This window comes from Cryobacterium sp. HLT2-28, from assembly GCF_004402495.1.
Taxonomy (GTDB): Bacteria; Actinomycetota; Actinomycetes; order Actinomycetales; family Microbacteriaceae; genus Cryobacterium; species Cryobacterium mannosilyticum.
Genome location: NZ_SOFH01000012.1, coordinates 12,428 through 39,319, shown reverse-complemented (window position 1 = coordinate 39,319; position 26,892 = coordinate 12,428). Strand labels below are relative to the sequence as shown.

At 64.5% G+C, this 26,892-nt stretch carries 21 protein-coding genes; 3 read left to right on the top strand and 18 right to left on the bottom strand.

Annotated elements, in window-relative coordinates; translation table 11 throughout:
* Positions 1–62 precede the first annotated feature (62 nt).
* From E3O48_RS05710 to E3O48_RS18295, 6 genes are all read right to left on the bottom strand, one after another.
* Positions 63–389: a biopolymer transporter Tol gene (locus E3O48_RS05710; protein WP_134537649.1), complete on the bottom strand. Its 327-nt coding sequence runs from the start codon at positions 387–389 to the stop codon at positions 63–65.
* A gap of 293 nt (positions 390–682) precedes the next feature.
* Positions 683–946 carry a type II toxin-antitoxin system RelE/ParE family toxin gene (locus tag E3O48_RS05705; protein WP_134537648.1) on the bottom strand — a complete coding sequence of 88 codons (264 nt, stop codon included), beginning with the start codon at positions 944–946 and terminating at the stop codon, positions 683–685.
* Positions 943–1,218, bottom strand: coding sequence for a type II toxin-antitoxin system Phd/YefM family antitoxin (locus E3O48_RS05700; protein ID WP_134537647.1), 276 nt, complete (start codon positions 1,216–1,218; stop codon positions 943–945). Before E3O48_RS05700 ends, E3O48_RS05705 begins: the two co-directional genes overlap by 4 nt.
* Positions 1,219–1,498: 280 nt before the next feature.
* Positions 1,499–2,029, bottom strand: a complete 531-nt coding sequence (locus tag E3O48_RS05695; RefSeq protein ID WP_134537646.1) for a sortase — start codon at positions 2,027–2,029, stop codon at positions 1,499–1,501.
* Positions 2,030–2,084: 55 nt separating this feature from the next.
* A complete protein-coding gene (locus E3O48_RS05690) occupies positions 2,085–3,896 on the bottom strand; it encodes a DUF4012 domain-containing protein (protein WP_134537645.1) in 1,812 nt (603 codons plus the stop codon).
* A 336-nt stretch (positions 3,897–4,232) separates the two neighbouring features.
* Positions 4,233–4,646 (bottom strand): serine O-acetyltransferase, encoded by a 414-nt coding sequence (locus E3O48_RS18295; protein WP_370249295.1) that lies wholly within the window; start codon positions 4,644–4,646, stop codon positions 4,233–4,235.
* 1,137 nt (positions 4,647–5,783) lie between these two features.
* Between E3O48_RS18295 and E3O48_RS18290 the strand changes: the two genes are divergently transcribed.
* Together E3O48_RS18290 and E3O48_RS05675 are read left to right on the top strand one after the other, a co-directional pair.
* Positions 5,784–6,437, top strand: a complete 654-nt coding sequence (locus tag E3O48_RS18290) for a hypothetical protein (protein WP_134537643.1) — start codon at positions 5,784–5,786, stop codon at positions 6,435–6,437.
* A 497-nt stretch (positions 6,438–6,934) separates the two neighbouring features.
* Complete coding sequence (locus tag E3O48_RS05675) at positions 6,935–7,615, top strand: glycosyltransferase (protein ID WP_134537642.1); 681 nt, start codon at positions 6,935–6,937, stop codon at positions 7,613–7,615.
* Between the two features lie 34 nt (positions 7,616–7,649).
* On the opposite strand, the gene E3O48_RS18285 is transcribed toward E3O48_RS05675, so the two are convergent.
* The 7 genes from E3O48_RS18285 to E3O48_RS05640 all read right to left on the bottom strand — a co-directional run bounded on the left by E3O48_RS18285 (position 7,650) and on the right by E3O48_RS05640 (position 15,278).
* The gene (locus E3O48_RS18285; RefSeq protein WP_370249255.1) at positions 7,650–8,126 is read right to left on the bottom strand and encodes a DapH/DapD/GlmU-related protein; all 477 of its coding nucleotides are present in this window, start codon (positions 8,124–8,126) and stop codon (positions 7,650–7,652) included.
* A 230-nt stretch (positions 8,127–8,356) separates the two neighbouring features.
* Positions 8,357–9,577 (bottom strand): lipopolysaccharide biosynthesis protein, encoded by a 1,221-nt coding sequence (locus E3O48_RS05665; RefSeq protein WP_134537640.1) that lies wholly within the window; start codon positions 9,575–9,577, stop codon positions 8,357–8,359.
* Positions 9,578–10,528 (bottom strand): glycosyltransferase family 2 protein, encoded by a 951-nt coding sequence (locus E3O48_RS05660; RefSeq protein WP_166788624.1) that lies wholly within the window; start codon positions 10,526–10,528, stop codon positions 9,578–9,580.
* A gap of 152 nt (positions 10,529–10,680) precedes the next feature.
* Positions 10,681–12,168, bottom strand: coding sequence for a sugar transferase (locus tag E3O48_RS05655; RefSeq protein WP_134537638.1), 1,488 nt, complete (start codon positions 12,166–12,168; stop codon positions 10,681–10,683).
* 77 nt (positions 12,169–12,245) lie between these two features.
* Positions 12,246–13,235: a hypothetical protein gene (locus tag E3O48_RS05650; RefSeq protein ID WP_134537637.1), complete on the bottom strand. Its 990-nt coding sequence runs from the start codon at positions 13,233–13,235 to the stop codon at positions 12,246–12,248.
* Between the two features lies 1 nt (position 13,236).
* Complete coding sequence (locus tag E3O48_RS05645; RefSeq protein WP_241982415.1) at positions 13,237–13,860, bottom strand: low molecular weight phosphatase family protein; 624 nt, start codon at positions 13,858–13,860, stop codon at positions 13,237–13,239.
* A gap of 2 nt (positions 13,861–13,862) precedes the next feature.
* Positions 13,863–15,278, bottom strand: coding sequence for a polysaccharide biosynthesis tyrosine autokinase (locus tag E3O48_RS05640; protein ID WP_134537636.1), 1,416 nt, complete (start codon positions 15,276–15,278; stop codon positions 13,863–13,865).
* Positions 15,279–15,404: 126 nt separating this feature from the next.
* On the opposite strand from E3O48_RS05640, the gene E3O48_RS17760 reads away from it, so the two are divergent.
* Entirely contained in the window at positions 15,405–16,181 is a 777-nt protein-coding gene (locus E3O48_RS17760) for a CPBP family intramembrane glutamic endopeptidase (protein WP_174774760.1), read from the top strand.
* Between the two features lie 88 nt (positions 16,182–16,269).
* On the opposite strand, the gene E3O48_RS05630 is transcribed toward E3O48_RS17760, so the two are convergent.
* From E3O48_RS05630 to E3O48_RS05610, 5 genes are all read right to left on the bottom strand, one after another.
* The gene (locus E3O48_RS05630) at positions 16,270–17,583 is read right to left on the bottom strand and encodes a UDP-glucose/GDP-mannose dehydrogenase family protein (protein ID WP_134537635.1); all 1,314 of its coding nucleotides are present in this window, start codon (positions 17,581–17,583) and stop codon (positions 16,270–16,272) included.
* A gap of 150 nt (positions 17,584–17,733) precedes the next feature.
* The gene (locus E3O48_RS05625) at positions 17,734–18,366 is read right to left on the bottom strand and encodes a hypothetical protein (RefSeq protein WP_134537634.1); all 633 of its coding nucleotides are present in this window, start codon (positions 18,364–18,366) and stop codon (positions 17,734–17,736) included.
* Between the two features lie 133 nt (positions 18,367–18,499).
* The gene (locus tag E3O48_RS05620) at positions 18,500–23,275 is read right to left on the bottom strand and encodes an ExeM/NucH family extracellular endonuclease (protein ID WP_134537633.1); all 4,776 of its coding nucleotides are present in this window, start codon (positions 23,273–23,275) and stop codon (positions 18,500–18,502) included.
* A gap of 185 nt (positions 23,276–23,460) precedes the next feature.
* Positions 23,461–23,967 (bottom strand): amino-acid N-acetyltransferase, encoded by a 507-nt coding sequence (locus E3O48_RS05615; protein WP_134510919.1) that lies wholly within the window; start codon positions 23,965–23,967, stop codon positions 23,461–23,463.
* A gap of 245 nt (positions 23,968–24,212) precedes the next feature.
* A complete protein-coding gene (locus E3O48_RS05610) occupies positions 24,213–26,738 on the bottom strand; it encodes an ATP-dependent Clp protease ATP-binding subunit (RefSeq protein ID WP_134510918.1) in 2,526 nt (841 codons plus the stop codon).
* Positions 26,739–26,892 lie beyond the last annotated feature (154 nt).

The following is a 26,892-nucleotide window of genomic DNA, read 5'->3' as shown; positions in this document are numbered from 1 at the left end:
ATTACCTACTGGTTGACGTCGACTGAACCCAGGGACGCCGCTCCTCCCGCATAGGCACGAGATCAACTGTCGAGGGCGGCGAGCTCCTCGAGCACCTGGCGTGCCCGCATCACCCGCGCCGTTTCGGGTTCCTCCCACCAATACGGGCCGCGCTCCCCCAGACCGTGTTTGGCCTTTCCCACGCGTCGGCGCGCCAGCGCCACGGCTTGGTCATCTCCAGCCGCCTTGGCCGCGCGAACGCCCGATCTTCCCCGACCCAGCTGCGATTTCAGCTCGGTGACGACATCCTCGGGCAGGCACGGATCGGTGCGGCGCCACCGGCGACCGTTGATGACGAGCCACCGCTCCTCTTCCGAGCTTGCCGGCTTGTCGTGGGGCGCAGGTGTCATGACACCCTGGTCTAGCCGTAATTCCCGACAAAAGCCTGACCTTGGGCGACGTTGATGGGAACCGTTCAGGTCGGGCCTGCGTCACGCTACATTTTCTTCGAGATCGCCGACAGCATCCGACGGGTTCTGGGCATCTGAGGGCCGAGGCCGCTCCAACCTCATCGAGGACTGGGATCGTGTATTTGCCTTGCCGAGCTCGAGCATTTGGCGCTCGTTTGCGGACAAAGCACCTTCGCTCCGGCTTGGGCTCAAGTCGTCGTCTCAACCGCAGGTCCGCGTGTCGCCAGGACTCGCTATCGGGATTGGTTGATCTCACGACGAAGGCCGACCCGGAGGACGAGCACGATCAGTTGCTCGTCGCGAATCTCGTAGACGATGCGATAGTCCCCAGTTCGAACTCGCCACTCTCCGGAGCCGCCGACGAGTTGAATCGCTCTGGGAGGTCGCGGCTCACCCGCCAGTAGATCAATCGCGGCTTGCACGCGACGCCTCACCTGAGGGTCGAACTTGCGCAGTTGCCTTTCAGCGGCTGGCGCGATGCTCACCGTGTAGGTCATACGAGGCCGAGGTCTGCCTTCACTTCGTTCCACGGCGTCGGTTCGATCCTGGTGCGGCGCATCTCCTCGCGCGATTCCTCGGCAGCACGGATGTCCGCCATGTCTTCCGCCAACTCGATCAGACGCGCTAAGTCGTCAGAGTCGATCACGGCCGCGACTCGTCGTCCCCGCCGCGACAGGAAGACCGGCTCGTGCTCAGTGCGGGCGCGGTCGATGATCGATGCAAGCTGGTCACGCGCATCCGAGACGGCGACAGAATTTGTGGACGACATGTACTAATTGTACGTTCTGGAGCTGGACGTACAAGACGTACGAGACGTACAAGACGTACAAGACGCACAAGACGCACAAGACGTACAAGACGCACAAGACGCACAAAGGAATCAGCCGACTACTGGGCTGAAGCCCTGTGGTTGAACGGGGCCCCCGACAGGTCGGGCGGGTGGACCGCCGCGTAGGCACCGACCTGCCCAGCCAACGCCAAACGGCCTCGCACCGAAGCACGAGGCCGTTCTGGGTGAATCCTAGGTGGCGAGTTGCGCCTGGAGCCTGTTACGCGTTTGCGCGCTGGCGGCGAACGATGCCCATGACGACAACGAGTGCGATGCCGAGCATTAGGGCGCCGGCGGCACCCCAGATGAGGAGCATGGGTGCCTCGTAGCCGGTGTGGGCGAGGCCCTTGGCCGTGCCCGCGTCAGCGGCGGCAACGGTGATGGTGGCGGTGCCCACGTTGGCCGAGGTGGCGCCCGTGGCGGTGACCGTGTACGAACCGGTCGCGTCGGCCGGAAGCTTGACGGCAACGGAGGCTGCACCGGTCGAGGATGCTGCCTTGACCAGCGAGACGGTGGCTGCCTTGAAGACGGAGAGGGTGGCGGTGCCGGAGCCGGAGACGGAGAACATGACGTTCTCGCCCGCGGTGAAAGAGCCAGCCGCGAAGTTGACGGTTACCGTTCCACCCGCGACTGCGGCGCCCGAGGTAGTGACCTTGTCATTGGCGACATAGCCGGCGGCATTAGCTGCGGCCGGAACAGCGAAGAGCGCCAGCGCGGCGAGCGCGACGACAGCGAAAGTCTTTTTGATCATTGGTGGAATCCCCCCAGTTCGTGCTGACGCTGAGCAGCGTCAAAGAGCACGTATCTCACCATAGAGGAGATTCACAGGTAACGTTGGCAACCCCTGTTTCCGTTGTGTGAATTCCGGGTGTCATCTGGGCTATAAGTGAGGCGGAATCAGCTCTATCGCCGAGCCAGTTGAAGTGCAGCACGGCACTCTCGCCCGGTGCCAGCTCAATGCCAAGGGAGCTGACCGGATAGGTGGCATCCGTGGCCGGATGGTAATCAATCACTGCGCCATCGCGAGTGACACCGAGGTTCTGCATGCCCGGCGCCCCATAGACCGAGAGCACCGTTTTCACGTTGCCGGGCGGCACTCCATAGAAGCCTGCACCGGTCACATAGTCCGACAGCGACGTCGCCGCGTCGGCCGGAGCCGTGTTGGTCAGCGTCACGCTGACCCCATAACTGGGGCGTTTGTCATTTCGGCAGGTCGCCTGCCCGAGGTCAACGTTCGTGTCAAGGTAGACGCCCATCTTCGACCCGGTGGCGTCATTGAGGTACACGCCGAACCGGGTGCCGCTCGCATCGCTCACCGGCAGCCCGCCCGCCAGAGTGGTGTCGGCCAGCAGCGCCTGGTCTTCCGCGTGCGCGCTCCACACCAGCACCCGGTGCTCGCTGCCAGCCTGGGCCAGCGCTTCGATTAGCGCCTTCGGGTCGGCATTGCCGCTCGACACCGCCGAGAAAACGGATGCCGCCGCAGCCGCGAAGAACGCGTCCTGCTCAGCGGGGTCTTCATAGCGCGCATAGACATCGGTCAGCAGCAGCTGCACGGCGTTGTCCGCGGTGAGCACGTCGCTGGTGGCCAGCATGATCGGACCGGTCGCCCGCAGCAGGTAGCCCAGGGTCACCGGGTCGAGGGAGATCACGCCGTCTGCCTCGACCCCGAACTGCCGCTTCCACATTTCCCGAGCGAGCATCGCAGACTGCGGAAAGTTAGGCGTGAGGTTCACGTCTTGAATGTATTGCCCGGTGATGTCGCCATAGAGACCCCGCGTCTCGGTCGGCAAATCCAGCACCGACTTTTCATACGGCGGGAAATCATTGCTCGAGGCCTGCCGCGCCAGCGAGATCTGCCCGTTTTCGGTGTGCAGGAGCGCCAACGCCGACGGGCTCCCCCCGGTGGCCCGCGGCTCGGCCGGGTTCTGAAATAAGAGCACGTAGTTTCGCGGACCCGATCTGCCCAGCATGTTCGGAACCAACTGCACGGCCCGGTTCGCGTTGCTGATGCTCTTTAGAGCGTTATCGACTGCCGCAGACAGCTGCACACGTGCGTCGCGAACCACCGGAAGCGTCGCCGATGTGTCAATTCTTGCGACTGCCTTATTGGCGGCAACCAAGGCGGCATTCGCCGCCGCAAGCTGCTGTTGGGCATCAACAAGCGGCTTGAGGCTGATCGCGCCGCCGACTGGCTTTAAGTCGGCCAGCTGGACTGCCCCGGCGACTTCGGCCAGAGGCCTGACCGCACCCCGAGCCACGTCGTCAGCGACTGTAGCGAATTGCCGCACGGCAGCAAGGGTGGGCCCAACCACTGGTAGAGCCTCGAAGGCCCGCCAGATAGGGTCTCCAGTCAGGCTCGCTGCGCTCTCTAAATGACGACCCAATTCTGCCGCGGTCGCGGAAGCCTCTGCGCCGTGGCCAGACAGAATCTCTCCTTGAATCTTCGACGCAAGCGGCATGGCAGTTTCGAGTTCTCCCTTCGCGAGCGAACCGCGTACACCGACCCACGTACCCGCGCCAATTGCGAGCACGAGCGTCGCCGTACATATCCAGACGCCAACCCTCCGTCGGCGCGACCGGCGCATGCGGGCGCCTGCGGTGGATTGGGAGAGCGACATCTTCCCAGTCAATCAGACGGGCCCTCCAGGATTCACCACGAGCTACAAGCACGACTGCAAAAGTATCGGGGCGAGCTGCACTTCCCTCGACGGCAAGTCAACAAGGAATCTCGCCCTGCTTTCTGAAACATCACGTTCGCGACGAATAGATGCGGGACTGACTTGGCGCGCGAGTCGGCAAGGCCTGGCGCGCCCGAACTCGAACTGCAAGCGCGGGGAACTGCCTGTCCCACTGCTCGGGCCTTCATGGGGCCCTCTCCTTCCATACCCAGGCAGCACGAATGCGCCAAATGTGACCGCCCGGTTGAGGCCGGATTTCTCAAGGAGTTGAGTGTCTTACAAACTCCGCGCAGGATTTCCAACAACAGATCTACCAGCCGAAACGTCAGCAAGGACTACGGCCCCCGCGCCAATCAGGGCATCATCTCCGATGTGAACTCCGCCCAGAACCATTGAGTTAGCGCCAAAGCTAACGCGGTCACCGATACGGGGCGCCCCGCCGTCGTTTGTCCTTGCGCCTATGCACACACCCTGCCGCAATACGACATCGCAGCCAATCTTAGTGTTGGCATTCACGACCAGCCCAGTGCCATGGTAGATCCTAAGTCTCGGTCCAACTTCTGTTCCCCAAGGAAGTTCAATGCCCCAGGTCCACTCGACAATGATCAGATAGCACAGACAAACCAATCGTCCAAACCCACGCACGGCTGCATTCGAGGACGTGCGAAAACCACGAGCAATGCGAAACATCAGTAGAGCCAGTTGAATTCTCTTGTCGCCACGATTTGTGGCCCAATCTGAAAACACTAGCGACATCAGAACTCATTTCGACTCTAGAGGCGTTGTTTCGCGAATGCGGAGACAAGATCAGCACGCGCAGGCCCTGCACAAATTACTGCAAGACGCTCATGCAAAGGTTATATTGCGCTGCTCCAAACAATCGAACCTTTGGTATGGGCATGTATCAGCACATGGTGCGCTCGAACGCTGTCACTAGAGGTTTAGTGAATCCAGAGCGAACCAGCCTCGCTCCATGCGCGGTGACTCCCCTGCGGTACGGTTGTGTGGGCTGCTCGTGTTGCTGAAGCTGCCCAACAACAAATGGGGGCGATCGGCTGAATGACAGCTACTGGGGGCGCGTTGCCAAGCCAGGCCATTCGACAATCAGCTCCGGTGCGCCGGTATGCCGACAAAGGATTCCGCGCCAATGCCGTCGAGCTCTACGTCTGGGGATCGATCCTCTGGCTTCTGATAGGACCACGCCTTGAGATCGTAAGAATCGCGGATTCATCGATCAGGTTCGAAGACCTCATCCTTGCGTCCCTTGCTGCAATAGCGGTTGCGAAGTGGACGCGAGCCAGACGCCAGATAGTCGGGCCAACCGGCATGCTTTTGGTTGTTTTGGTTGGGATGGCCGCGTGCATTTCCGGAATCCTCATGTCTCGAATTTCGCCTGCCTCAGGGCTTCTATTCGCGCTGCGCCCCCTCGAGTATTGGTTCGTTCTGCCATGCGCAGTCATCGCAATGGATAGAATGCCGCTTGAATTCCGTCAACGCTGGCTGACATCCCTCCTCTTAGTAGTCACTGTGGCCCAAGTTGGCGTCTGCGCCCTCCAGTATCTGGGCGGATTTTCGATCGGCTTTTCGAAATTCAGCTATGAACGAGGTGCGGGACTCGCAGCTGGCCCTTATGAACTGGGTGCAATTTGTGCCCTGTTGGCGTGCTATTGGCTCCATCGCGAACGATATGGACTCTTTGTTTTGAGCCTTGCGGGAATCGCAATGTCACAATCCCGCATTTCTCTCGCGGCCGTCGTAGTTGCGGTCAGCTTTCTACTGATACGACGACTGAAACCTCGCGCTCGAGATCGGCGCCAAGGATCGATCATGAAGTCGAAGGAAGTTCGTTCGGTATCGACGATCGTGGTCACTCTTGGAACCATCGGCGTGATTCTACTCTGGCCATTTCTGACAAGTGACCTAGCAGGTCCTGCGTTTGAACGCATTGGCACTACTTCAATACTGAGCAGCTGGACTAGTGCCGACTCACTGACTCGTTCGATGAACTCCATTTCGAGTAGTGCAGAATACACACAAGTTGCGTATGAAGGCGTAGGGAATGTGCTCTCCAACAATGGAGGTGGGGATGCCAGCAACCTCATTCGGTTCTATCGGTGGCACATACTCCTGAATTCAATGTCAGTACCGTTGGATCTTCCCCTCGGCCTTGGCCCTTCGTTTCCTGGCCCTTCCGTTGACGGAGCTTTCCTCCGGATATTCGTCGAAACCGGAATACTTGGGTCGCTAGCGTGGCTTGCACTTTTCAGAAGATGGTTCCGTTCCGTCCCGAACTGGTTCGCGGCTGCGGCGGTCACAGTCCTGATTGGTTCCATCTTCATCGATCTAACATTCGCGCTACGCCCGATGGTGCTTCTCTGGCTGCTCTTCGCAATCGCAAAGTTCGAAATTCAGCCAGCAAGTCTCGCCAATATCAAAGACGAAATCGCGTCCGGCCAGTCAACTTACCTGAGGGCGAAATGATTCCAACCGACAGGGTTTCCTCGCTACCGAAAAGCAATCGCCTCCTTGTTGATTTCATTGTTCGATCAGATTCGCGCAAGAAGGCTGGCGGAGATTCCGTTCAGGTCGCGGAGTATATAGATCGGCTATCAAGGCGGAACATTGATTGCAAAGTGGTTCCGTATAGCTGGGACGCCTGCATTCGGGACGGTGCGATTGTCCACATAGTGAACATTGACCGGCCGTTCGATTTCTTGGCAACGATCCGACTGGCAGCTGGCCACCAGATTGTCGTCTCTCCCATTCACCATGATCTGAGGTTCGTCCGCAAAATGAGACGCGCGGAGCAAGGGCTGACCCCCCGAGCCATCGTTGGGCGCGCCTTTCCGGAAAGCATTCGCGAGCTCCTTGCATTCGGAGTCAGATCCCTGGTCGATGCGAATACCCTCCGAGGGCGCCTTGGAGTTGTGAGGTCGTTCTACCGAGCCACAAGGGATGCGAGACGAATCTGGCACCTGGTGGGCTACGCGCTCGATCAGGTCGCGATTGTTGCGCTTCTCGCAACTCGTGAAGGCGCGAACATTGAACGCGACACTGGTTGGCTGGCTTTGAACGCAGTTTCAATTCCAAACGGGCGGCCAGTGTTCGATGCATCGATCATCGCGAAGGACGTGAAGTCTCGCTCGCTTGGAATTCTCTCGGTTGGGCGTATTGAACCGCGAAAACGCCAAGTGGACGTCGCTCGTGAAGCCGTCCAAAACGGGGTGAAGATGACCTTCATTGGTGGAGCGCCAGCCGGCGGCTCTCGGTACTCCAACGAGTTCGCACGAATAGTTGAGGGTTCAGAAGGGCTTCTTACCTGGCGTAGGACCATGACGCACGAAGCGGTCCTCGCCACGATGGGTGACTCGCGGGTCCTGATTAATGCATCTTGGGTTGAAGTGCAAAGCCTTGTTGATATCGAAGCTGCCTCGTGCGGATGTCGGGTGGTTGTGGCAGAGGGAGGAAACTCCACTGAATTCTTGCCTCGTAACGTTAGCGAAGTCGCCGGGGGAATCGCAGAGCTATTGAGGGCGACAACTCTGGCCGAATCTGAATTGACTTCACCGCCGCCGATCACCGACGCGTGGTCCTGGGATGATGCCGTCCAGCGACTCGAGGCCTCCTATCGCGAGATAGCCATTGGAAACCTGTCGTAGGCTCGACTTGAAGTCGATCAAACAAAGCGGCCCCTCACCGTCCAGATTTGACGAGTCGTGCGGGCACGCCAGCGATCTTGGATCCCGCTGGAAAACTGTGTGTCACAACAGCGCCAGCGCCAACTACACATCGATCCCCCAGAGACACTCCGTCGAGAATTGTGACTCGGTGTCCGAGCCAGCAGTCGTCGCCAAGGTCGATTCCTTGTCTGCGAACCGCAGACGCACTCGACACGCCTTCCACCAATTCGTGATTCTCCGCTACAATCACGACTCCGGCGCCAATCTGACAACGCTCACCGATCCTTACTGCTCCGCCGATCCCAAGTACGGCGTGTGGGCCGATGTACGTCCCATCGCCGATCCAGAGGCCCACTCCTGGATTCCCCGGATGCGAAGAACACTGGATCCAGGCTCCCTCGCGAATCGTGACTCTCTGGCCGATATTCACGTCACGAGTGGACAGCGCCAGTATCGTGGCCCGGCTACCAATCACAGAGTATTGACCCATGTGAAGTTGTCGGGCATACCCGATTGAGACTCCGCGCCCGATGAAGATCGGTAGCTGGGTTCGATTTCCAAGGCGCAACGCTACCATTGCCCCCCGGACCCCCGGGATTAGACCCTTTCTTCCGTACCATCCAACGAGTTGGGAAGCTCCAACGGGAGCTTGTCCAACGACATCGCTGTGCGATGGCCGAGCTTGACCGACAATTCGAGAAATCAGACTCACCATATTCTTCATCCTTTGTCCAAAGTGGGCGCCATCCTGAAAGCGATCAGAACCACGCCGACGATTTGAGCGACCATCAGCACCAGACACATCTCTGAGGGTCCGGGTCGACCGATGAGCCCTATCCCTATTGCGCCAAGGCTCAGGGCAGCCATCGAAAATGTCGCAGCAACAACCGCTGGTTTCTGCCTATTGTTGAACGCGGCTATCGAGAGACAGCTGACGAAGACGGCCCCACACATTCCGGCACCAACCGCAAGCGGGAAGGCACGCCTAGCCTCCTCGAAAGCACTCCCAAAGAAGAACGGGAAGAGAACGAAACCAAGTGTCGAGACAAAAGCGGCTATCGGGAGACCGATCAAGACGAAACGCACGAGAAACTGCAATGGCCGCCGACTCGCCCATCTCGATACAACGTATCCCTCGGCAGTAAGAGACGCCAAAACGAGCAGAGTGAAGCCGAGTTTCGCAACTGCATACATACCCAGGGTCGCCGGCCCAAGCATCGCTCCGTAGATGATCGAGTCCAGATTGCTGGCCAGAATCGGCACTAGAACGGCCGGCGCTGCCAACAGACTCGCTCTAAGCAGGGGCATGCCGGATTCAGTACCATTCGTGTTACTGATACCCATCTGGCGCCGATCGCGGACGTACACAAACACCCCAGCGCTATTCCGTAGGAGTTCTGCGAGCATCGTTCCCGCGACCACGGTGCCCAGGTTGAACTGCCTAATCGCCAGTAGGACCATTCCGGCTGCAAACTCCACGACGGCCGGTCCGCCTGCTGTTATGGCAATTCGACGGCGATATCTCCCAAGTTGGGCATTACCGATTTCGAGCTGCGTCAATGCGTAAATCGGCCCAAAGCAGCCGATAATCAGAATGATCACGTCGATCCAGGGATTGAACCCTTCACCAGCAAGAACTGCAAGAAGAGCAGCGGATGTGAGGCTCGCTGCAAGAGCGACGGCAAAGACGGGTTTCTTTGAAGTCAGAAATCTCGCCGCTCCAATCTCGCGCTTCTGGTACACCGCGTGCCGAACCCCCAACGCCGATACTGCATAGATGATCGTTATCGCAGATTGAAAGTATGCGAATTCACCCCTGCCTGTCGGCCCCAAGATTTGAGCTCTCACGGGAGCGAGGACCAGGGGCAGCAGGGATGCCAAGAGCATTCCAGCTACCAACAGGGCGTCTTTGTTCCCTAGTCTGCGCAGCAAATCCAACATCTAAGGATGCGAGGTTGAGAAACGCGACTGCGCTCGTCCAAGACGACGCAACAGCGTTCTTGATGTCCTAACGCAACCCGATGAGACCGCAGAAATTACAAACCTCATCAACACTCCACCATACATAAGTGGTAGAAACGCGGGGTTGCGATTTAGGTTCTTTCGATAGTAGATGAACAGGGCTTCATGGAATGCCCAATTGGACCGCAGTCGACGAGGTCGTCCGCTGGAAAGCCCCTTTAAGTGCAAGGACGGAGCAGCCTGCGCCATGAGAACTTTCATACCCAACGCCTGCGCGTCCCGACACATTTGTAGGTCCTCCCCGTACATCCAATATGACGGATCAAAAACGTCTCCTGAGGCTCGAAAACTTGGCTGAAGGAGCATTAGTGCCCCAGTAGTCGCCCCAATTTGAAACGCTTTCGAATTATCCGGAGCATCAAACCCGTAGGGCTGGGCGTTGTAGCGAAGGCGGGAGGGAAGAAAGCGGCCAGCGATGGAGTACGCCATCGCGCTCTTCAGCTCTGGTAATGACCGGACGCTGGCAGAGTCGGCGTCACCGTGCTCATCGATCAGGGGCGCCGTAACAATCCCGATATCTGTCGCAATTCCGAGTGTCGCGAGCATAGTTGCTAAAACCGAATCCGACAACATGACATCAGGATTCAAGGAAAGCAGTGGAAGCCCGGCCAACGTCCGTGCTGCAGCCGCACGATTCATGCCGGCGCTGAAACCTTCATTCTTCGACTTGATAATCCTGATCGGGAATCGACAGCGCCTGGCTGCAAGCAGCAGCTTGGCAACAGTGTCGTCGACGCTGCCATTGTCTACTACTATCACTTCGCCAACTGCAGCGCCTTGCGCTTCCAACCCGAAAAAATAGCTCTCAATGCTTGCTGAATTGTTGAATGTAACTGTCAGAACAGACGCTTGGTTGTGCAAATGACCCATGTCTACTTTCAAATGACGTATATTCAAGTCGACGGTCGCCGACTTGATCGCGCTATCGGGACGGCGTCCCAACCCCTGGGTCAATTCGGATTCCCCCTGACCACTTCTTGAGCCCCGCATCCCTCGAGCAGTAGCTCGGATTTGTCCATGCATCAAAGTGCGCTTCCTTGTGGTGAGGTAACAGCCCTGAGTGTGCGCCAGAGAATCACCAGGTCACCGGCTATAGACCAGTTTTCGACGTAGTACAGGTCAAGTCGGATGCTGTCTTCCCACGAGAGGTTGGATCGACCGCTCACCTGCCACAGCCCACTCATGCCCGGTTTCAGCAAGAGACGGCGGTGTGCGGCAGAGTCGTAGAGAGCCACCTCGCCGTCCCGCTGAGGACGCGGGCCCACAAGACTCATGTCGCCAAGCACTACGTTGAGGAGTTGAAGCAATTCGTCAAGGGAGTACCTGCGAAGGAATCCACCCACGCGAGTCAATCTCGGGTCGTCGGCGACTTTGAATAGGGGCCTGGCGCTTGTGCCCTGGGCCTTGAGTAGCTCCACCAGCTGACCGTCAGCATTGACGGTCATCGATCGGAACTTCAGCATGCTGAAGGGTTTACCGTTCAAACCGATGCGTTCCTGCCGGTAAAGGACCGGGCCAACGCTCGTGAATCGCACAATGATGGCGACGATGATGATGAGCGGAGACAAGGTGATCAAGAGAGTGGCGGCGCCGATCACGTCAAAGGCGCGCTTAGCGAAGTGCTTCAGGCCGTCGTAGCTTGGCGTCTCCACGTGAATCAGTGGAAGGCCGGCGACCGGGCGGGCGTGAATTCGGGGGCCCCCGACGTCCGTGAGGCTGGGGGCCATGACTAGGTGCTGCCGCCCGGGCTCGAGGCTCCAGCTGATCTGGCGAAGACGCTCGGGTGGCAGGTCGTCGCTGCTCGTGATCACTACAGTGTCTGCGCCCGTTGCCTCGAGCGCTGGGTGGAGGTCGTCGAAGTCGCCGAGTACGGGGACATCCGTTGTCGACAGCAGTGTGCCGGACCGGCCTGCGGGCACACACGCGCCGACCACTCGGTAGCCTGCCGATGTCGATGACGCCAGCACGCGTGCGAGGTGGGCCGCAGAGGGAACCGAACCAACCAGCAGTACGGTCGATGAGTAGAGCCCACGCTGACGTTGCACGCCTAGCCATTGGCGCCACATCCAGCGGGAGAAGACGAGCACGGCAACACCGAACGGGAAGGCGATGAGGATGTAGCCACGGGCCACGTCGATGCGGAGGAGGAATGCGATGATCGCGAGAATTCCGAAGAGACGCAGCGAGGCATTGGCGATGAGCTTGTATTCGTCGGGGCCGGTTCCGAGCACGCGGTAGCCTCGGGAACCGTAGGCGCCGAGCATGGCCATCCAGGCGATGATCAGAACAACGGAGACCGTGGTGTAGCTCACCTGGAGGTCGCGCGCGTCGCCACGAAGGGAGACATCCGCGGTTTCCAGGCCAAACCAGAGAATTTGTACGCCGAAGACCACCCAGATCAGCACGAGCAGGTCGGTGATGATCAGTCGGCCTGCGTAGACGTGTCGCCAGTCTCGGCTGGTGGATTTCTGATCAACGGGTCGGGCCGTTGATCCTGGTTTCGCGCTCATTTTCCCCCGTGCGGTGATTGGCGCACCGCAGTCATGCTTCGATCGGCGAGTGATTGCTCACCGTTGTGATGAACCGGCTACTCCCAGGTCACTCCCCCATCGGCCGAGCGCTTGAATGCGTCACCGGCCCACAACCAAATTGTACCGGCAGCACTTGACACGGCTAGGTTGCCCGCCAGGCTCGCCGGTTGTGCGGCGGTCTTGAAGCAGCCGGCCTCGGTGGATTCGAGGGCCGGCGAAAGGGTGAGGAGCTGCACGCCGGCACAGTCTGGGCGAACTACGGCGGCGGCCAGGTAACCGGTGTCTGTGGCGTTGAGGGCGACCGCCCCGGGGACTGTCACCGGGGATGACCAGGTCGCGGCGGAATCCTCGGTCGCAAAGAGGCGGCCATCGGCGCACAGGGCTGCGGCGGACGTGTCGTTGCGCACTGCGAGGGTGACCACGGAAGTGCATGGCGCCTTGGCATCGCCGTCGGGGGCATGGACGGTGGCGCGATCGGCGGGGTTGACGAACCAGGTGCCGGTGAGTTTGTCAGGGTAGGCGGAGTAGTTGTCGCCCGCCACGAAGGACTTCACGAACTGTGGGGCGCAGTCGGTTTTGGTGAGGCCGACCATTTCGACAACGCTCTCGCTCGTGGCCATCAGGCGCTGGATGGACGTGACCTTCGCCTTGCCGGTGGCGTCCGTCGGCTTCCAGGTTGCACCGCCGTCAGTGGTGAGTTCAGGGGACGCCGCGGTTGCGGGGCAGGCGCCGGTCTGAGCTCGCCAGGCGGTTTGTGCGTCGACGGCTCCGAGGAGGCGGGTGGTCGGGAGCGGGAGGATTGTGGCGGCCGCAGGGGTTGCCGTGGGAGTGGGCGTCGGGGTGGGGGCGGCGGTCGGGTCGATCACGCTGGCGGAGGTGAAGGTGGGGATGGGGCGGGTTGCCTCGGCGGCGTCGGTGTTGCGGGTGGAGCCGAGGGCCAGGACGACCAAGAGAATGTCGGCGGCGATGAAGGCGGTGACGGCGACGTAGACCCAGGCGCGGCGACGGGAGGTGTCGCGGGGGACATGCCGGATCGGGCGGGCCATGTCAGCGGCCGCCGGCTGTTGTGGCGAGGCCCTTGGTGATGGTGGTGACGTCGGCGGCGATCTGCTCGGCTACGCGGTTGTACATGGCGGCGGAGCGGCGGTAGGGGTCTTCGATGTCGTCGTCGGTTGGGTTGGCGGGGGGTGGGGTGAGGCCCTTTGTGGCGGCGATTTCGGCTAGGTAGGAGGTGATCTTGGGGGTCTCGACAAGCTCTTTGGTCTCGACAGGCTCGACCACCGGCGCGGCGGCTACCAAGCGCGCGAATTGGTTGAGGGTGTAGGCGTAGCGGGAGGCTCGCGGGTGTAGGGAGATGACTTCGCCTCGGTGCTCACGGGTTGCGGTGAGGACCAGGTCGGCGGACTTGATTAGATCGGGCGTGAGTTGGCGGGCGGAGTGGAGTTGCTCCGGGGCGCCGTGACGGAGGGCTAGGGCTGCCGCTTCTTGAGTCATGGGGTGGCCGACCATTGCGTGGGTTCCGGCGCTTGAGACGGTGGCGGGGATGCCGGCGGTGGTCAGCGCGGTTTGCAGTAACTGTTCGGCGAGCGGGGAACGGCAGATGTTGCCGGTGCAGACGATGAGGACTGCGAGGGGGGTCTCGACAAGCTCGACCACCGGTTGCTCGACCACCGTTACTTCACCTTCGTCAAGGATCGGGACTTGCGCTTGGCGGGGGGCTCGGTGAGGTCTTCGCCGTAGCCGTAGCCGTAGTGGCCGTAGCCGTAGGCATCCGGACCCTTGGTGGGCAGCATGGTGAGCACGAGGCCCGAGACCGTGGCGCCCACGGTATCGAGTGCGGAGAGGGCGCCCTTGAGCTGGCCCTTCTGCGTGCGGCCCGCGGCGACCACGATGATGGCGCCGCCGACGTTCTTGGCCAGGATGGCGGCATCCGTGACCGGAAGCAGCGGCGGGGCGTCGAAGATGACCACGTCGAAGGTTTTGTTGAACTCGCCAATGAAGTGGCTCATGCGGGCGGAGCCGAGCAGCTCGCTCGGGTTCGGCGGCACCATTCCGGCCGGAAGCACGTAGAGCTTGCCCTTGCCCCAGGGCTGGACGATGTCCTTGAGCTCGGCGCGGCCCACCAGAAGGTCGGTGAGGCCGACGGTGCCGTCGATGCCCATGTATTCGGCGATCTTGGGGCGGCGCAGGTCGGCGTCGACGAGCAGCACTGTGGCGCCGGAGTCGGCCAGGGCGATGGCCAGGTTGGCGCCGGTGGTGCTCTTGCCCTCGCTCTCGATGGAGGAGGTGATCACGAAGCTGCGGTCGGTGCGGCCCACGTCGAGGAACTGCAGGTTGGTGCGCAGGGTGCGGAACGACTCGGCACGCGGGCTGCGCGGGTCGACGTGCACGATCAGCGGGCGGTCCTGCGCCTTGGGGTCGAAGACGATGCCGCCGAGGATGGCGGCATCCGTGACGCTCTCCACGTCACGCTCGTTGCGGATGCGGGTGTCGAGTGTTTCACGCAGCACGGCCAGGCCAACACCGAGGGCCAGGCCGACCAGAGCGCCGAGGGCGATGTTCAGCGGAACGTTGGGGCTGACCGGAACGGAGGGAACGGAGGCCTCTTGCGCGCGGGTGAGCTTGACCGGGGAGACCGCGTCTGTGCCGACCGGAGTTTCGATGTCTTGCACGACTGCGGTGAGGCTCTGCGAGGTGGCGTTTGCGATCTCGGCGGCGCGCACCGGATCGGTGTCGATGACCGTGATCTCGATGATGGAGGTGTCGAGGGGGGCCGACGCGGTGATCTTCTTGACGAGGTCGTCGGCCGTGATGCCGAGGTTGAGGCTGCCGATCACCGGCAGGAGCACGATCGGGGTGTTGACGAGGTCGGAGTAGGTCTTGACCCGCTGGATGGTGAAGCTGCTGCCCTGCACGAGGTCGCTGGTGGTGCCACCGGACTGGGTGGAGACGAACACCTTGGAGGTGGCGCTGAACTTGGGCGTCTGCAGAATGGAGAACGTGGAAGCGGCACCGACGGCCACAAGAGCGAGCAGGAGGATCATCACCCAGCTCTTGCGCAGGATTCGAATGTAGTCGCGAAGCTCCACGCTGCGGCCTTTCCGTGATTAACAGATCAAGGCCGATCATTCCGCCCCGCTCTCATGTTGCCATACATCGGAGGGCGGGGTGGCACATGGGTCGGCGGGTCGGTCAGGCCCGATAGTTTGGGGTTCATGGCGGTCAGCTCGAACTCTGCGGAAGCACGTGTGCTCGGCGAGCCGTGGGCGCTTCGGGTCGCCGCGATCGGGGTGCTGCTGGCCGTGGGGCTCGTGGTCTTGGTGGGTGTGGCGGCGGAACGACTGTGGATCGCTGACTCGCGGGTTGCGTTGTTGGTCAGCTATTTGGCGGTCTGGGTGCCGCTTGGCGGGGCGGTTGTTGTTGTCGGGGTGAGTGTTCGGCGGCGGCTGGGCGCTGTGTTGGGCGTCCGGTCTGGCGCCGGGTCGTTTGTGCGCGGCCTCGGGCTGCGGTTTGAGCCACTCGACCTGCTCTGGGGTCTGGCGGTCGGGCTGCTCGCCCGGGTCGCCGCGAGCCTGATCGAGATCGCCGGCTATGGGCAGATGGGCGGCTCTCCCGCGCTGCTCGGCACCCCGGTCTACGACGGCTGGTGGCTGTTCGGCGCGCTGCTCGCGCCCGTTCTCATCGCGCCGTTCGTTGAGGAGGTCTTCTTCCGCGGCCTGCTGCTGCGCGCGGTGGCCGGCAGCACGGATGCGCCGCGCCCCGTGGCACTCGGCCTCGCCGTAGTCGTCAGCGCCGCCGTGTTCGCGCTGCTGCACGTGCTCGACGCGGAGTCGGTCACCGTGGTCGTCGTGGCCGGGCTGTCGACGTTCGTGTTCGGGCTCGCGGCCGGATCCGTCGCCGCGGCGACCGGGAGGCTCGGCGGGGCGGTGATTGCGCATGTCACGTTCAATGCGCTGGTTGTGCTGCCGGCCGTGTTCGGCGCCCTGGGGTGAGTGGGGTCTCGACAGGCTCGACCACCGGTGCAGGCTCGACCACCGAGACTGGCTCAACCCCCGAGACTCGCTCGACCACCGGGCGGGGCTACGGGCGGCCGAGGCCCTGGTAGGTCCAGCCGGCGGCTCGCCAGGCGGCGGCGTCGAGGGTGTTGCGGCCGTCGATGATGATGGGAACTCGGACCAGGCCGGCCGCCCAGATCGGGTCGATCTTCTTGAACTCGGCCCATTCGGTGACGAGCACCACCGCGTCGGCGCCCCGCAGGGTCTCCTCGACCGAGGTCGAGTAGGTGAGCTGCGGATGCCGCAGCCGCGAGTTCTCGATCCCCTGCGGGTCGGTCGCCACGACATCGGCGCCCAGCCCGCGCAACTGCACGGCCACGTCAAGCGCCGGCGAGTCGCGCACATCGTCGGAGTGCGGCTTGAAACTCAGGCCGAGCACCGCCACCTTCGCGGTGTAGACCGGCTTGTCCAGCGCCTGCAGGGTCATCGCGACGACGCGCTGGCGCTGGCGCATGTTGATCGTGTCGACCTCCTTGAGGAAGGCGACCGAGTCTCCCCGGCCGAGCTCCTCCGCCCGGGCGGTGAAGGCGCGGATGTCCTTGGGCAGGCAACCGCCGCCGAAGCCGACGCCCGCGTTGAGGAACCGGCGGCCGATGCGGTTGTCGAAGCCGATCGCATCCGCCAACTCGGTGATGTTGGCGCCGGAGACATCGGCGATCTCGCTCATGGCGTTGATGAAGCTGATCTTGGTGGCCAGGAACGCGTTGGCGGCCACCTTGACGAGCTCGGCCGTGGCATAGTCGGTGACGATCAGCGGTGTGTTCGCGGCCATGGCCGAGGCGTAGACCTCGTTGAGCAGAGCCGTGGCCTGCTCCCCCGCGTGACCGGACGGCACTCCGTAGACCAGCCGGTCGGGGCTGATCGTGTCTTTCACGGCGAAGCCCTCGCGCAGGAACTCGGGGTTCCAGGCCAGGGTCGCGCCCGTGCCGGAGCGCTCGATGACCTCGGCGAGGCGGGCGGCCGTTCCGACGGGAACCGTGCTCTTGCCCACGACCAGGTCGCCGTCGGCCAGATGCGGCAACAGGGACTGCACGGCGGCGTCGACGTAGCGGAGGTCGGCGGCGTGGCTGCCGGCCTTCTGCGGCGTGCCGACGCCGATGAAGTGCACCTGGGCGCCCGCGGCATCCTCGATGTCGGTGCTGAACCGAAGCCGGCCGGAGGCCATGGCCGAGGTGAGGATCTCCGGCAGCCCCGGCTCGTAGAACGGCGGTTTGCCCGCGGCGAGCTGCTCGATCTTGCGGGAGTCGATGTCGATGCCGATGACGTCGTGGCCGAGTTCGGCCATCGCCGACGCGTGCACGGCACCCAGGTAGCCGCAGCCGATCACGGAAATTCTCATGCGATGTTCTCCATCCATTCAGCCTACGGGCAGTCCGTGAACGGGACCTGTCCGCAGTCGGGAGGCCCCGAACGCGAGTTCAGGGCCTTCGATGGGGTGACGATTCTGCTGCAGTCCAGCCGGTGTCGGGCAGCCTGGGCGACGGGGCGGTCAGTCGAGGATGAACTGCTTCGGGGTCGTCGCCTCGATGCCGTCCACGGTCACGGCCAGGTGGTACGAGGCGCCGCCGGCCGGGGCTGCCGGCCGGGAGTCGGAATCGCAGGTGTCGGGGCTGGAACGGATCCGGTCCCAGGTGACGGGGGTGGTCGAGCTCACCGGAACAGTGGGCTCCAGGGTGACGTCGGCGTCGCTGGGGTCGGTCTGGCAGTCCGTGGACTTCCAGTAGACGTCCTTGCCACTGGAGATCGTGAACACCTGCTTCGCGGTGCCCGCGTTGATGACGCAGGGCGCCGAGCCCGTGTTGGTGATGCTGAGCGAGAGTTGCGGCATCGTGCCGGGCTCATAGGTGTCGGCGTCGGTGGTGGCCTCCACCTGCACCTGCGCCGGGTCACACTTCGCGGGGACGGCGGCCGGATCGGTGGCCGCGGCGGCGGGGGCATCCGTCGACGCGGTGGATGCCGGCGCCTTCGGCTTGCCGTCGGGCTGGCCGTTGCTGGCGCCGGGGCGCACGATGATGAGGATGATGATGACAAGCACGAAGAGCAGGCCGAGGCCCACTACGAGACGACGGCGCCAGTACACCTTGCTGGACTGGGGGCCGACCGGATGTTTGATCGTCGACATGGATCAAGGCTAACGAGGTTCCCGCCCGCGGCCGGGAATGCCGAGCGTGTCGGTCCTCTTTGCCGGGTTCCCATCGAACAAAGGTCGGAACCGGGCCTGGATGGCACCGGTTCCGACCTCTGCACGGTTGGTCTTAGTCGTCGTGACCGTGCGGCGGCTTCGGGGTCTTCACCTTGTCAACCTTGATCTCGGACCAGCCGATCACGGCACCCGACGCATCCTGCACGACGATGTCGTGGTTGCCAGGACGGAGGTCGGCCGGGAGGGTCACCGTGACCGTGCCCTGCGCGTCCACGGTGAGCCAGCCGCCGAGGTTGACCGGCGTGGACCGCACCCAGGCCGAGACGAACTCGGCCGCGTGGGAGGCTCCGACCGAGATGGTCACGGTGTCCCCGGCGTGGTAGACCCGCTGGTCGGTGGCGATCGTGTTCTTCAGGGCCTTGGTCAGGGCGCGGGACGACGCCGGGGTCGGCGCGGCGGCGGGCGGCACCGGCACGTTGACCGCGAACGGGACTCGCACGATCGTGCCGGACTCCTTCGCCGTCAGCTCGAGCACGCCGGCTGCCGGGGCGTCGGCGGGCACGGTGACCGTGACCGCTGCGGTGCCTGCGGCATCCACCGCGACCGTGCCGAGGGTGGCGTTGCTGCCCGGCCAGAGCAGGGTCAGCTCGGTGTTCTTCGGTGCGCCGAGCGAGGTCAGGTTGAGGTCGCCGACCCTGAACGTGACGGAGTCGCCGCGGCTGACCGGTGTGGTCGGCGCACCCGTGACACTCGCCTGGCGGGCGGCGAATGACGGGGTGACCGGGCTGCGGGCGCTGAGGTAGCTGATCCACGCGTCCCGGTCGACGAGACCGGAGTCGCGCGTTCCCGTGCCGGCGAGGAAACCGCGGAAGTTGTCCCCGCCGGTGAGCAGGAAGTTGAACGACCCGACCCGGTAGGAGCGCGCCGGGTCGATGGCGGCGCCGTTGATCCAGATGCCGGTGATCCGGTCACCCTCGGCGCGGGTGGCGTCGAAGGTGTAGTTCACGTTGTCGGACAACCCGAGCTGCAGGTAGGGCCGGCTCGGCACGTTGCCGGCCGCGTCGCGCTGCCATTGCTGCTCGAGCACCGTCTTGAACTGGGCCCCGGTGAGGCTGGTCGTCCACAGGTTGTTCAGGAACGGCAGCACCGCGTTGGCCTCGGCGTAGGTGACGACGCCGTCCGGCGCCTGGCTGAGGTCGGCGCGCATGCCGCCGGGGTTGACGACGCCGATCTCGGCGCCGCCCTTGAGCGGGTCGGCGAGCGACTCGCGCAGCGAGTTGGCGACGAGGGTTCCCATCGCCGACGGGGCCGCACGGTTCTCGGCGCAGGGCGCGGTGCCGCCGGTGCAGGCGCGGGTCACGTCGGCGGTCACCGAGCCGATCGGCTGGTTGCCGATGACGGCGGCCTGGGCGAGGGCGGCATCCGTGATCGTCTTCACGGTGGCGACCCGCGGGTAGGCGGCGACCAGGGTGGCGTCGGCGGTCGTCGACCGCTTCACGTCCTGGTTCTTGACGGTGGTGGTGACGCCGGATGCCTTGTTGAAGTTGAGCACGACCTGGCCGATGTTCTCGCCGTAGCTGCCGGTCTGCAGCACCGGGCGGGTGACGCCCGCCGCGGCTCCGGGTACCTGGGCGTTCCACGCGTACTGCTTGTGGGTGTGGCCCGTGAAGATCGCGTCGACGCCGGCGGCGGTCTGGGTGACGATCTTCGCGAAGGCGCTGTCGGTGACGGCGAGCTCCCGCTCGAGGGTGGCACCCTCGGGCGCGCCGGCCCCGGCACCCTCGTGGTATTCGGCGACGAGCACGTCGGCTTCACCGTTGGCCGGGTTGCCGTCGCTCAGTTGCGCCGCGACCCGGTTCACCGCGGCGACCGGGTCGCCGAAGCTGAGGGTGGAGATGCCGTTGGGCGAGACGAGCGAGGGGGTCTCCTCGGTGACGGCGCCGATCACGCCCACCCTGACTCCGGAGACGTCGACGATCGTGTACTCCGGCAGGGCCGGGGTCTGGGTGCCCGCGAGGTAGACGTTGGCGCTGAGGTAGTCGAAGTCGGCGGCGCCGGTGACCCGGCCGGTGAGGTCGGCGAAGCCCTGGTCGAACTCGTGATTGCCGACCGCGGAGGCCTTGAGCCCGAGGGCGTTCAGCACGTCGATGGTGGGCTTGTCCTTCTGCGACGCCGACGCGAAGAGCGAGGCGCCGATGTTGTCGCCGCTGGAGAGGAACAGGGTGGCCGCGTCACCGTACTCGGCGCGGAGCTGCTCGACGGTTCCGGCGAACTTGACCGTGTTCGCGTCGATCCGGCCGTGGAAGTCGTTGATGTTCAGCAGGTTGATGTTCACATCGGTGGGACTGGCCAGCTTCAGGCCGACGACCGCGGGGTCGTGGTCGGAGGAACGGTACGGGTCGGCGCGGTAGAAGTCGGTGACGTTGTTGTTGTACCGGCTGTACTCGAGTGCGACGGACTCGACCGAGTTGATGTTCCAAACGTCGACGTCGGTGACGGCGGCATCCGCTTCGGTCGAGGCGAACACGTGGTCGAGGGAGCCGACGGCCCCGCCGAACGCGTAGGTGTACTCGCCGCTCTTGGCCTCCTGGCTGAGGTAGCCGGCGTCGGTGATGACCTTGATCGGGTCTTCCTTGTCGTAGGCGTTGAAGTCGCCGGTGAGGAAGACCCGCTTGATGCCGGTGTCGGTCTTGAGCTTGTCGGCGAAGCCGACGAGGGCGGTCGCCTGGTTGACCCGGGAGGCGTTCGAGGCACCCTGGCCGTCGCCGGTGTCGGCGTCGACGCCGGTGCCGGACCCCTTCGACTTGAAGTGGTTGACGATGGCGAGGAACGAGCTGCCGGTGTCGCCGACCAGCTGGAACGCCTGGGCGAGCGGCTGGCGGGCGTTGACGAAGGCCGGCACGTCGAGGATACTCGAGGCCCCGACGGTCTCGACGGCGTCCTTCTTGTAGATGAACGCGGTGCGGATCACGTCTTCGGAGGCGGGGAGCACGGCCGGTGAGGGCACGAACGCCCAGACCGGACTGCCGGCGGCGGCGTTGAGCGCGTCGACCAGGGTGGACAGGGCGGCGTCGCGGTTCTGGCCGAACCGGGCCGTGTTCTCGATCTCCTCGAGCGAGACGACCTGGGCGCCGAGCGCGTTGATCGCCGAGACGATCTTGGCCTGCTGCCGTTCGAAGCTGACCTGGGTGGCTGCGCCGCGGGCGTCGCAGCCGCTGTTCACGGTGATCGGCGTGCCGGCCCGGTCGGTGTAGTAGGTGCAGCCGGTGAGCGAGTCGCCGGTGGTCGGGAAGTAGTTGAGCACGTTGAAGGTGGCCAGGCGGATGTCGCCGCCCACCTCGCGCGGCGCCGCCGTGCGGGTGTCGGCGAAGGTGGCCGGCTGCACGGTGGCGGCCGTGGCGGGCACGAGCTCGGCGGTCGGCTGGAACTTCCAGGCGCTGTTGCGGAAGTCGAGGATGACCGGCCTGGTGAAGGTGACGGCCGCGCCGACGCGCACCGGGGCATCCGTCGACAGGTAAGGGACAGGCTTGGCCTTGTTCGCGGCGGCCAGATAGTTGGTGGTGGCACCGTCGTCGAGGGTCACCGCCCTGGCCTTGTTGTCGGCGACGGCGGCGGTGTACTCGGCCGTGCCGGGGCGGGCCACGGCGGTCGGCGTGACGAGCGCGGTGGTGCCGGCGGCGAGGCCGATCTCGCCGTACTGGTTGGTCGAGTAGTTGTTGGTGACGGTGAAGTCGCCGGCCGGGGCAAGGAGCATGCCCTCGAGGGATTCGCGGGCGGCGGCCTCACGCGGCAGGGCGACGGTGGCCGGCTGCGGCGGCACGATGCCGGCCGGATCGAGCGGGGCGAGGTCGGTGAGGGCGGGGACGCTCAGCTGGGTCAGGCCGAAGTACTCGCTGACGGCGCCGGTGACGGAGAGGAAGTCGCCGACGGCCACCGTGGAGGCCAGGGTGCCGGTGTAGACGAAGATGCCGTCGGAGGCCGGGTGGGCGGCCGGGTCGAGGGCGCCGCCGGTGCCGGGCGTCTGCAGGTAGAAGCCCTTGAAGCCGCCGGCCGGGTAGGCGGCGGTGACGACCCCGGAGGTGGTCACGGTGCTGCCGACCTTGGGGCTCACGTCGGTCGTGCCCTGGATCTCGCTGATCGGCAGGGCGTCGGCCGGGGTGGGCGTGGGGGTCGGCGTCGGGGTGGGAGTCGGCGTCGGGGTGTCCGTCGGCGTCGGCGTCGGGGTCGGGGTCGGTGTGGGCGTCGGGGTGGACGCCGCGTTCATTGGGGTCGGCGCGGCGGCGGTGAAGTCCGCCGCGTTGGCGTCGGTGTCGACCTGGCCGGTGCGGGCGAGCGAGGTAGTGACGGATGCGGCGGGGGCGGCCGCGGTCTCGAAGGTGTTGGAGCTGCCGTAGCCGAGCAGGTCGATGATCCCCGGCGTGCCGACGAGCGAGCCGGTGGCCGGCATGGTCAGCGCGGTGGCCTGGCCGGCGAGGAAGAGCGTTCCGCCGCCGGCGGCGAAGGAGAAGGCGAGGGAAGCGTCGGGGGCCGGCAGCGCGGCGCCGTTGGCGGCGTTCGAGTTGCCCTGCACGAGGAAGTAGCCCCTGGCCGGGATCTGGCCGGTCAGCGCGAGCACGCCGGTCGGGTTCGCGGCCCCGGTGGCGGAGCGGTACTGGAGCGAGGTTCCGTCGAGGGTGACCGGGGCATCCGTGGGGTTGTAGAGCTCGACGAACTTGTTCAGGTAGCTCGCCCCCGCGCTGCCACCGTTGAGGTACGCCTCGTTGATGATGACGCCGGTGCCGGCCGTGCTCGCCTGCGCCGGGAGGGCGAAGAGCGGAGCGGCGACGAGGCTCACTCCCAGCAGTGCGGCGCCGAATAGGCGCAACCGGCTTCGAGGTGCAGATGACATTGTTCTCCCCATTCATCGACCGGAAGCGGTCAAGGCCAAGATAGGGAAGACCGGCGACAAATGGCAGACCAAACGGTGAACGGTTCGGGCGGCACCGGCGTGTCGCTCTAATGAGCAGGATCGGCCGGAATTACCCCCACATGAGCGGCACCCGAACGGGTAACCTCTGCGCCGACCGTTCCGGATCAGACCAGCCGCTTGACCATCCGGGTGTTTCCGAGGGTGTTCGGCTTCACCCGGGCGAGGTCGAGGAACTCGGCGACCCCCTCGTCATGGGAGCGCACCAACTCGGCGTAGACGAGCGGGTCGACCGTCTCCGAGCCCATGTCGGTGAAGCCGTGCCGGCTGAAGAACGGCACCTCGAACGTGAGGCAGAAGAGGCGGGTCAGGCCGAGCTCGCGGGCATCCGCTTCGAGCCGGTCGATCAGGGCGTGGCCGACGCCGCGGCCGAGCCGGTCGGCGGTGACGGCCAGGGTGCGCACCTCGCCGAGGTCCTCCCACATCACGTGCAGGGCGCCGCAGCCGATCAGGTTGCCGTCGGCGTCTTCGACCACCCGGAACTCCTGCACGGCCTCGTAGAAGACCACGCTCTCCTTGCCGAGCAGGATGCGCTCCTGCACGAGCGGCGCGACCAGCGCCTGGATGCGCGGCACGTCGCTTGTGCGCGCCCGGCGCACCGAATACTCCTGCATGTGGCGCTTACCGGCCCTTCCTCGCGTGGCTAATTCAGGAAAACCGTTCCAGTCTACGGAAGTCGCCCCCGGTTTTCCGAGGGTGCGGCGGCGGGCCCGGCCGGATCTCCTGAGTTAGCCACCCTCCCACCTCGCCCTCCCCGACCGGGGAACACCGGCAGGGAACGAGGAAGGGAACGAGGAAGGGCCCGGCGGATGGCCGGGCCCTTCGAGGCGTTGCCGCCTGGTTCGCTGCTGCTGTGCTGTTACTCGCTGGTCACGGCGAGGTCGGGCGTGCCCGGCCCGGTGCCCAGGGCAGCGGTCGTGTTGACGCCGACCGACACCGCGGACTTGCGCGCCGTGGTGGTGAAGACGTACTCGCCGGCCACGAAGTCGACGTGCACGTGGTCGCCCGCGTTCAGCTCGCCCTGCAGGATCTTCTCCGACAGGCGGTCCTCCACCTCGCGCTGGATCGCGCGGCGCAGCGGCCGGGCGCCGAGCGTGGGGTCGAAGCCGACCTCGATCAGGTGCTCCTTGGCCGGGAGGGTCAGCTCGACGGTCATGTCGCGGTCGAGCAGGCGGTCGCTCAAACGCTTGATGAACAGGTCCACGATCTGCAGCAGCTCGGGCTTGGTCAGCTGCGGGAAGACGATGACCTCGTCGACGCGGTTGAGGAACTCGGGCTTGAAGTTCTTCTTGAGTTCTTCCTTGACCTTGCCGGCCATCCGGTCGTAGCTGGTGGTCGTGTCACCCTCGAGCTGGAACCCGACGGGCGCGCCGCTGATGTCCTTGGTGCCGAGGTTGGTGGTCATGATGATCACGGTGTTCTTGAAGTCGATCACGCGACCCTGGCCGTCCGTCAACCGGCCCTCCTCCAGGATCTGGAGGAGCGAGTTGAAGATGTCGGGGTGGGCCTTCTCGATCTCGTCGAACAGCACCACGGAGAACGGCTTGCGGCGCACCTTCTCGGTGAGCTGGCCGCCCTCTTCGAAGCCGACGAAGCCGGGAGGTGCACCGAACAGCCGGGAGACGGTGTGCTTCTCGCCGTACTCGCTCATGTCGAGGGAGATCATGGCGGCCTCGTCGTCGAAGAGGAACTCGGCGAGCGCCTTGGCCAGCTCGGTCTTGCCGACGCCGGTGGGGCCGGCGAAGATGAACGAACCGGAGGGACGCTTGGGGTCCTTCAGGCCGGCGCGGGTGCGGCGGATGGTCTTGGCGAGGGCTGCGATGGCCTGCTCCTGGCCGATGACACGCTGGTGCAGGGCCTTCTCCATGAAGACGAGCCGCGAGGACTCCTCCTCGGTGAGCTTGAACACGGGGATGCCGGTCGCCTGGGCGAGCACCTCGGCGATCAGGCCCTCGTCGACGACGGCGGTGGTCTTGACGTCGCCGGACTTCCACTTCTTCTCCAGGCGCAGACGCTCGCCGAGGAGGTTCTTCTCCTCGTCGCGCAGGCCGGCGGCCTTCTCGAAGTCCTGCTCCTCGATCGCGGTCTCCTTGGCGGCGCGCACCACGGCGATCTTCTCGTCGAATTCGCGCAGCTCGGGCGGGCTGGAGAGGATCGACAGGCGCAGGCGCGCGCCGGCCTCGTCGATCAGGTCGATGGCCTTGTCGGGGAGGAACCGGTCGGAGACGTAGCGGTCGGCGAGGTTCGCCGCGGCCACGAGGGCCCCGTCGGTGATCGAGACCTTGTGGTGCGCCTCGTAGCGGTCGCGCAGCCCCTTGAGGATGTTGATGGTGTGGGGCAGAGACGGCTCGGCCACCTGGATCGGCTGGAAGCGGCGCTCGAGCGCGGCATCCTTCTCGAAGTGCTTGCGGTACTCGTCGATCGTGGTCGCACCGATGGTCTGCAGCTCGCCGCGGGCGAGGAGCGGCTTGAGGATCGAGGCCGCGTCGATGGCGCCCTCGGCGGCACCGGCACCGACGAGGGTGTGGATCTCGTCGATGAAGATGATGATGTCGCCGCGGGTGCGGATCTCCTTGGTGACCTTCTTCAGGCGTTCCTCGAAGTCACCGCGGTAGCGGCTGCCGGCGATCAGGGAGCCGAGGTCGAGCGAGTAGAGCTGCTTGTCCTTCAGGGTCTCGGGCACGTCGCCCTTGACGATGGCCTGGGCGAGGCCCTCGACGACGGCGGTCTTGCCGACGCCGGGCTCGCCGATCAGGACAGGGTTGTTCTTCGATCGCCGGGACAGGATCTGCATGACCCGTTCGATCTCCTTCTCGCGCCCGATCACCGGGTCGAGCTTGTTCTCGCGCGCGGCCTGGGTGAGGTTGCGGCCGAACTGGTCGAGAATCTGGCTGCCCGCCGGACCGCTCGCCGTCTCATTGGCCCCAACCTGGACCTGCTCCTTGCCCTGGTAGCCGGAGAGGAGCTGGATGACCTGCTGACGCACCCGGTTGAGGTCGGCGCCGAGCTTGACGAGCACCTGGGCGGCAACGCCTTCACCCTCGCGGATGAGGCCGAGCAGGATGTGCTCGGTGCCGATGTAGTTGTGGCCGAGCTGCAGCGCTTCGCGCAGGCTCAGTTCGAGCACCTTCTTGGCGCGCGGCGTGAACGGGATGTGCCCGGTCGGCTGCTGCTGGCCCTGGCCGATGATGTCCTGCACCTGCTCGCGCACGGCGTCGAGGGAAATGCCCAGGCTCTCGAGGGCCTTGGCGGCCACACCCTCGCCTTCGTGGATCAGCCCGAGCAGGATGTGCTCGGTGCCGATGTAATTGTGGTTGAGCATCTTGGCCTCTTCTTGGGCCAGGACGACGACGCGACGAGCTCGGTCGGTAAATCTCTCAAACATGTGATCGCTCCCTTGGCACCAGGGCAGTTGTGGCGCCGATACATCGAGAGTAACGAGGGAACCCCCCAAACCGCGCCTCTGTTCGCCGCAGGCGTGACGGATGACGCTCCGCGGCTGATCCGCGGCTGACCTGCGGCGACACGACGCGCACCCC

Excerpts from the sequence above, each read along its gene's own strand:
- E3O48_RS18295 (WP_370249295.1), bottom strand. The coding sequence starts at position 4,646 with ATGTTTCGCATTGCTCGTGGTTTTCGCACGTCCTCGAATGCAGCCGTG.
- E3O48_RS05695 (WP_134537646.1), bottom strand. The coding sequence starts at position 2,029 with ATGATCAAAAAGACTTTCGCTGTCGTCGCGCTCGCCGCGCTGGCGCTC.
- E3O48_RS05615 (WP_134510919.1), bottom strand. The coding sequence starts at position 23,967 with ATGCAGGAGTATTCGGTGCGCCGGGCGCGCACAAGCGACGTGCCGCGC.
- E3O48_RS05665 (WP_134537640.1), bottom strand. The coding sequence starts at position 9,577 with ATGTTGGATTTGCTGCGCAGACTAGGGAACAAAGACGCCCTGTTGGTA.
- E3O48_RS18290 (WP_134537643.1), top strand. The coding sequence starts at position 5,784 with ATGAAGTCGAAGGAAGTTCGTTCGGTATCGACGATCGTGGTCACTCTT.
- E3O48_RS05710 (WP_134537649.1), bottom strand. The coding sequence starts at position 389 with ATGACACCTGCGCCCCACGACAAGCCGGCAAGCTCGGAAGAGGAGCGG.
- E3O48_RS05705 (WP_134537648.1), bottom strand. The coding sequence starts at position 946 with ATGACCTACACGGTGAGCATCGCGCCAGCCGCTGAAAGGCAACTGCGC.
- E3O48_RS05650 (WP_134537637.1), bottom strand. The coding sequence starts at position 13,235 with ATGGCCCGCCCGATCCGGCATGTCCCCCGCGACACCTCCCGTCGCCGC.
- E3O48_RS05610 (WP_134510918.1), bottom strand. The coding sequence starts at position 26,738 with ATGTTTGAGAGATTTACCGACCGAGCTCGTCGCGTCGTCGTCCTGGCC.
- E3O48_RS05700 (WP_134537647.1), bottom strand. The coding sequence starts at position 1,218 with ATGTCGTCCACAAATTCTGTCGCCGTCTCGGATGCGCGTGACCAGCTT.
- E3O48_RS05690 (WP_134537645.1), bottom strand. The coding sequence starts at position 3,896 with ATGTCGCTCTCCCAATCCACCGCAGGCGCCCGCATGCGCCGGTCGCGC.
- E3O48_RS05660 (WP_166788624.1), bottom strand. The coding sequence starts at position 10,528 with ATGGGTCATTTGCACAACCAAGCGTCTGTTCTGACAGTTACATTCAAC.
- E3O48_RS05625 (WP_134537634.1), bottom strand. The coding sequence starts at position 18,366 with ATGTCGACGATCAAACATCCGGTCGGCCCCCAGTCCAGCAAGGTGTAC.
- E3O48_RS05655 (WP_134537638.1), bottom strand. The coding sequence starts at position 12,168 with ATGAGCGCGAAACCAGGATCAACGGCCCGACCCGTTGATCAGAAATCC.
- E3O48_RS18285 (WP_370249255.1), bottom strand. The coding sequence starts at position 8,126 with ATGGGTCAATACTCTGTGATTGGTAGCCGGGCCACGATACTGGCGCTG.
- E3O48_RS17760 (WP_174774760.1), top strand. The coding sequence starts at position 15,405 with ATGGCGGTCAGCTCGAACTCTGCGGAAGCACGTGTGCTCGGCGAGCCG.
- E3O48_RS05620 (WP_134537633.1), bottom strand. The coding sequence starts at position 23,275 with ATGTCATCTGCACCTCGAAGCCGGTTGCGCCTATTCGGCGCCGCACTG.
- E3O48_RS05630 (WP_134537635.1), bottom strand. The coding sequence starts at position 17,583 with ATGAGAATTTCCGTGATCGGCTGCGGCTACCTGGGTGCCGTGCACGCG.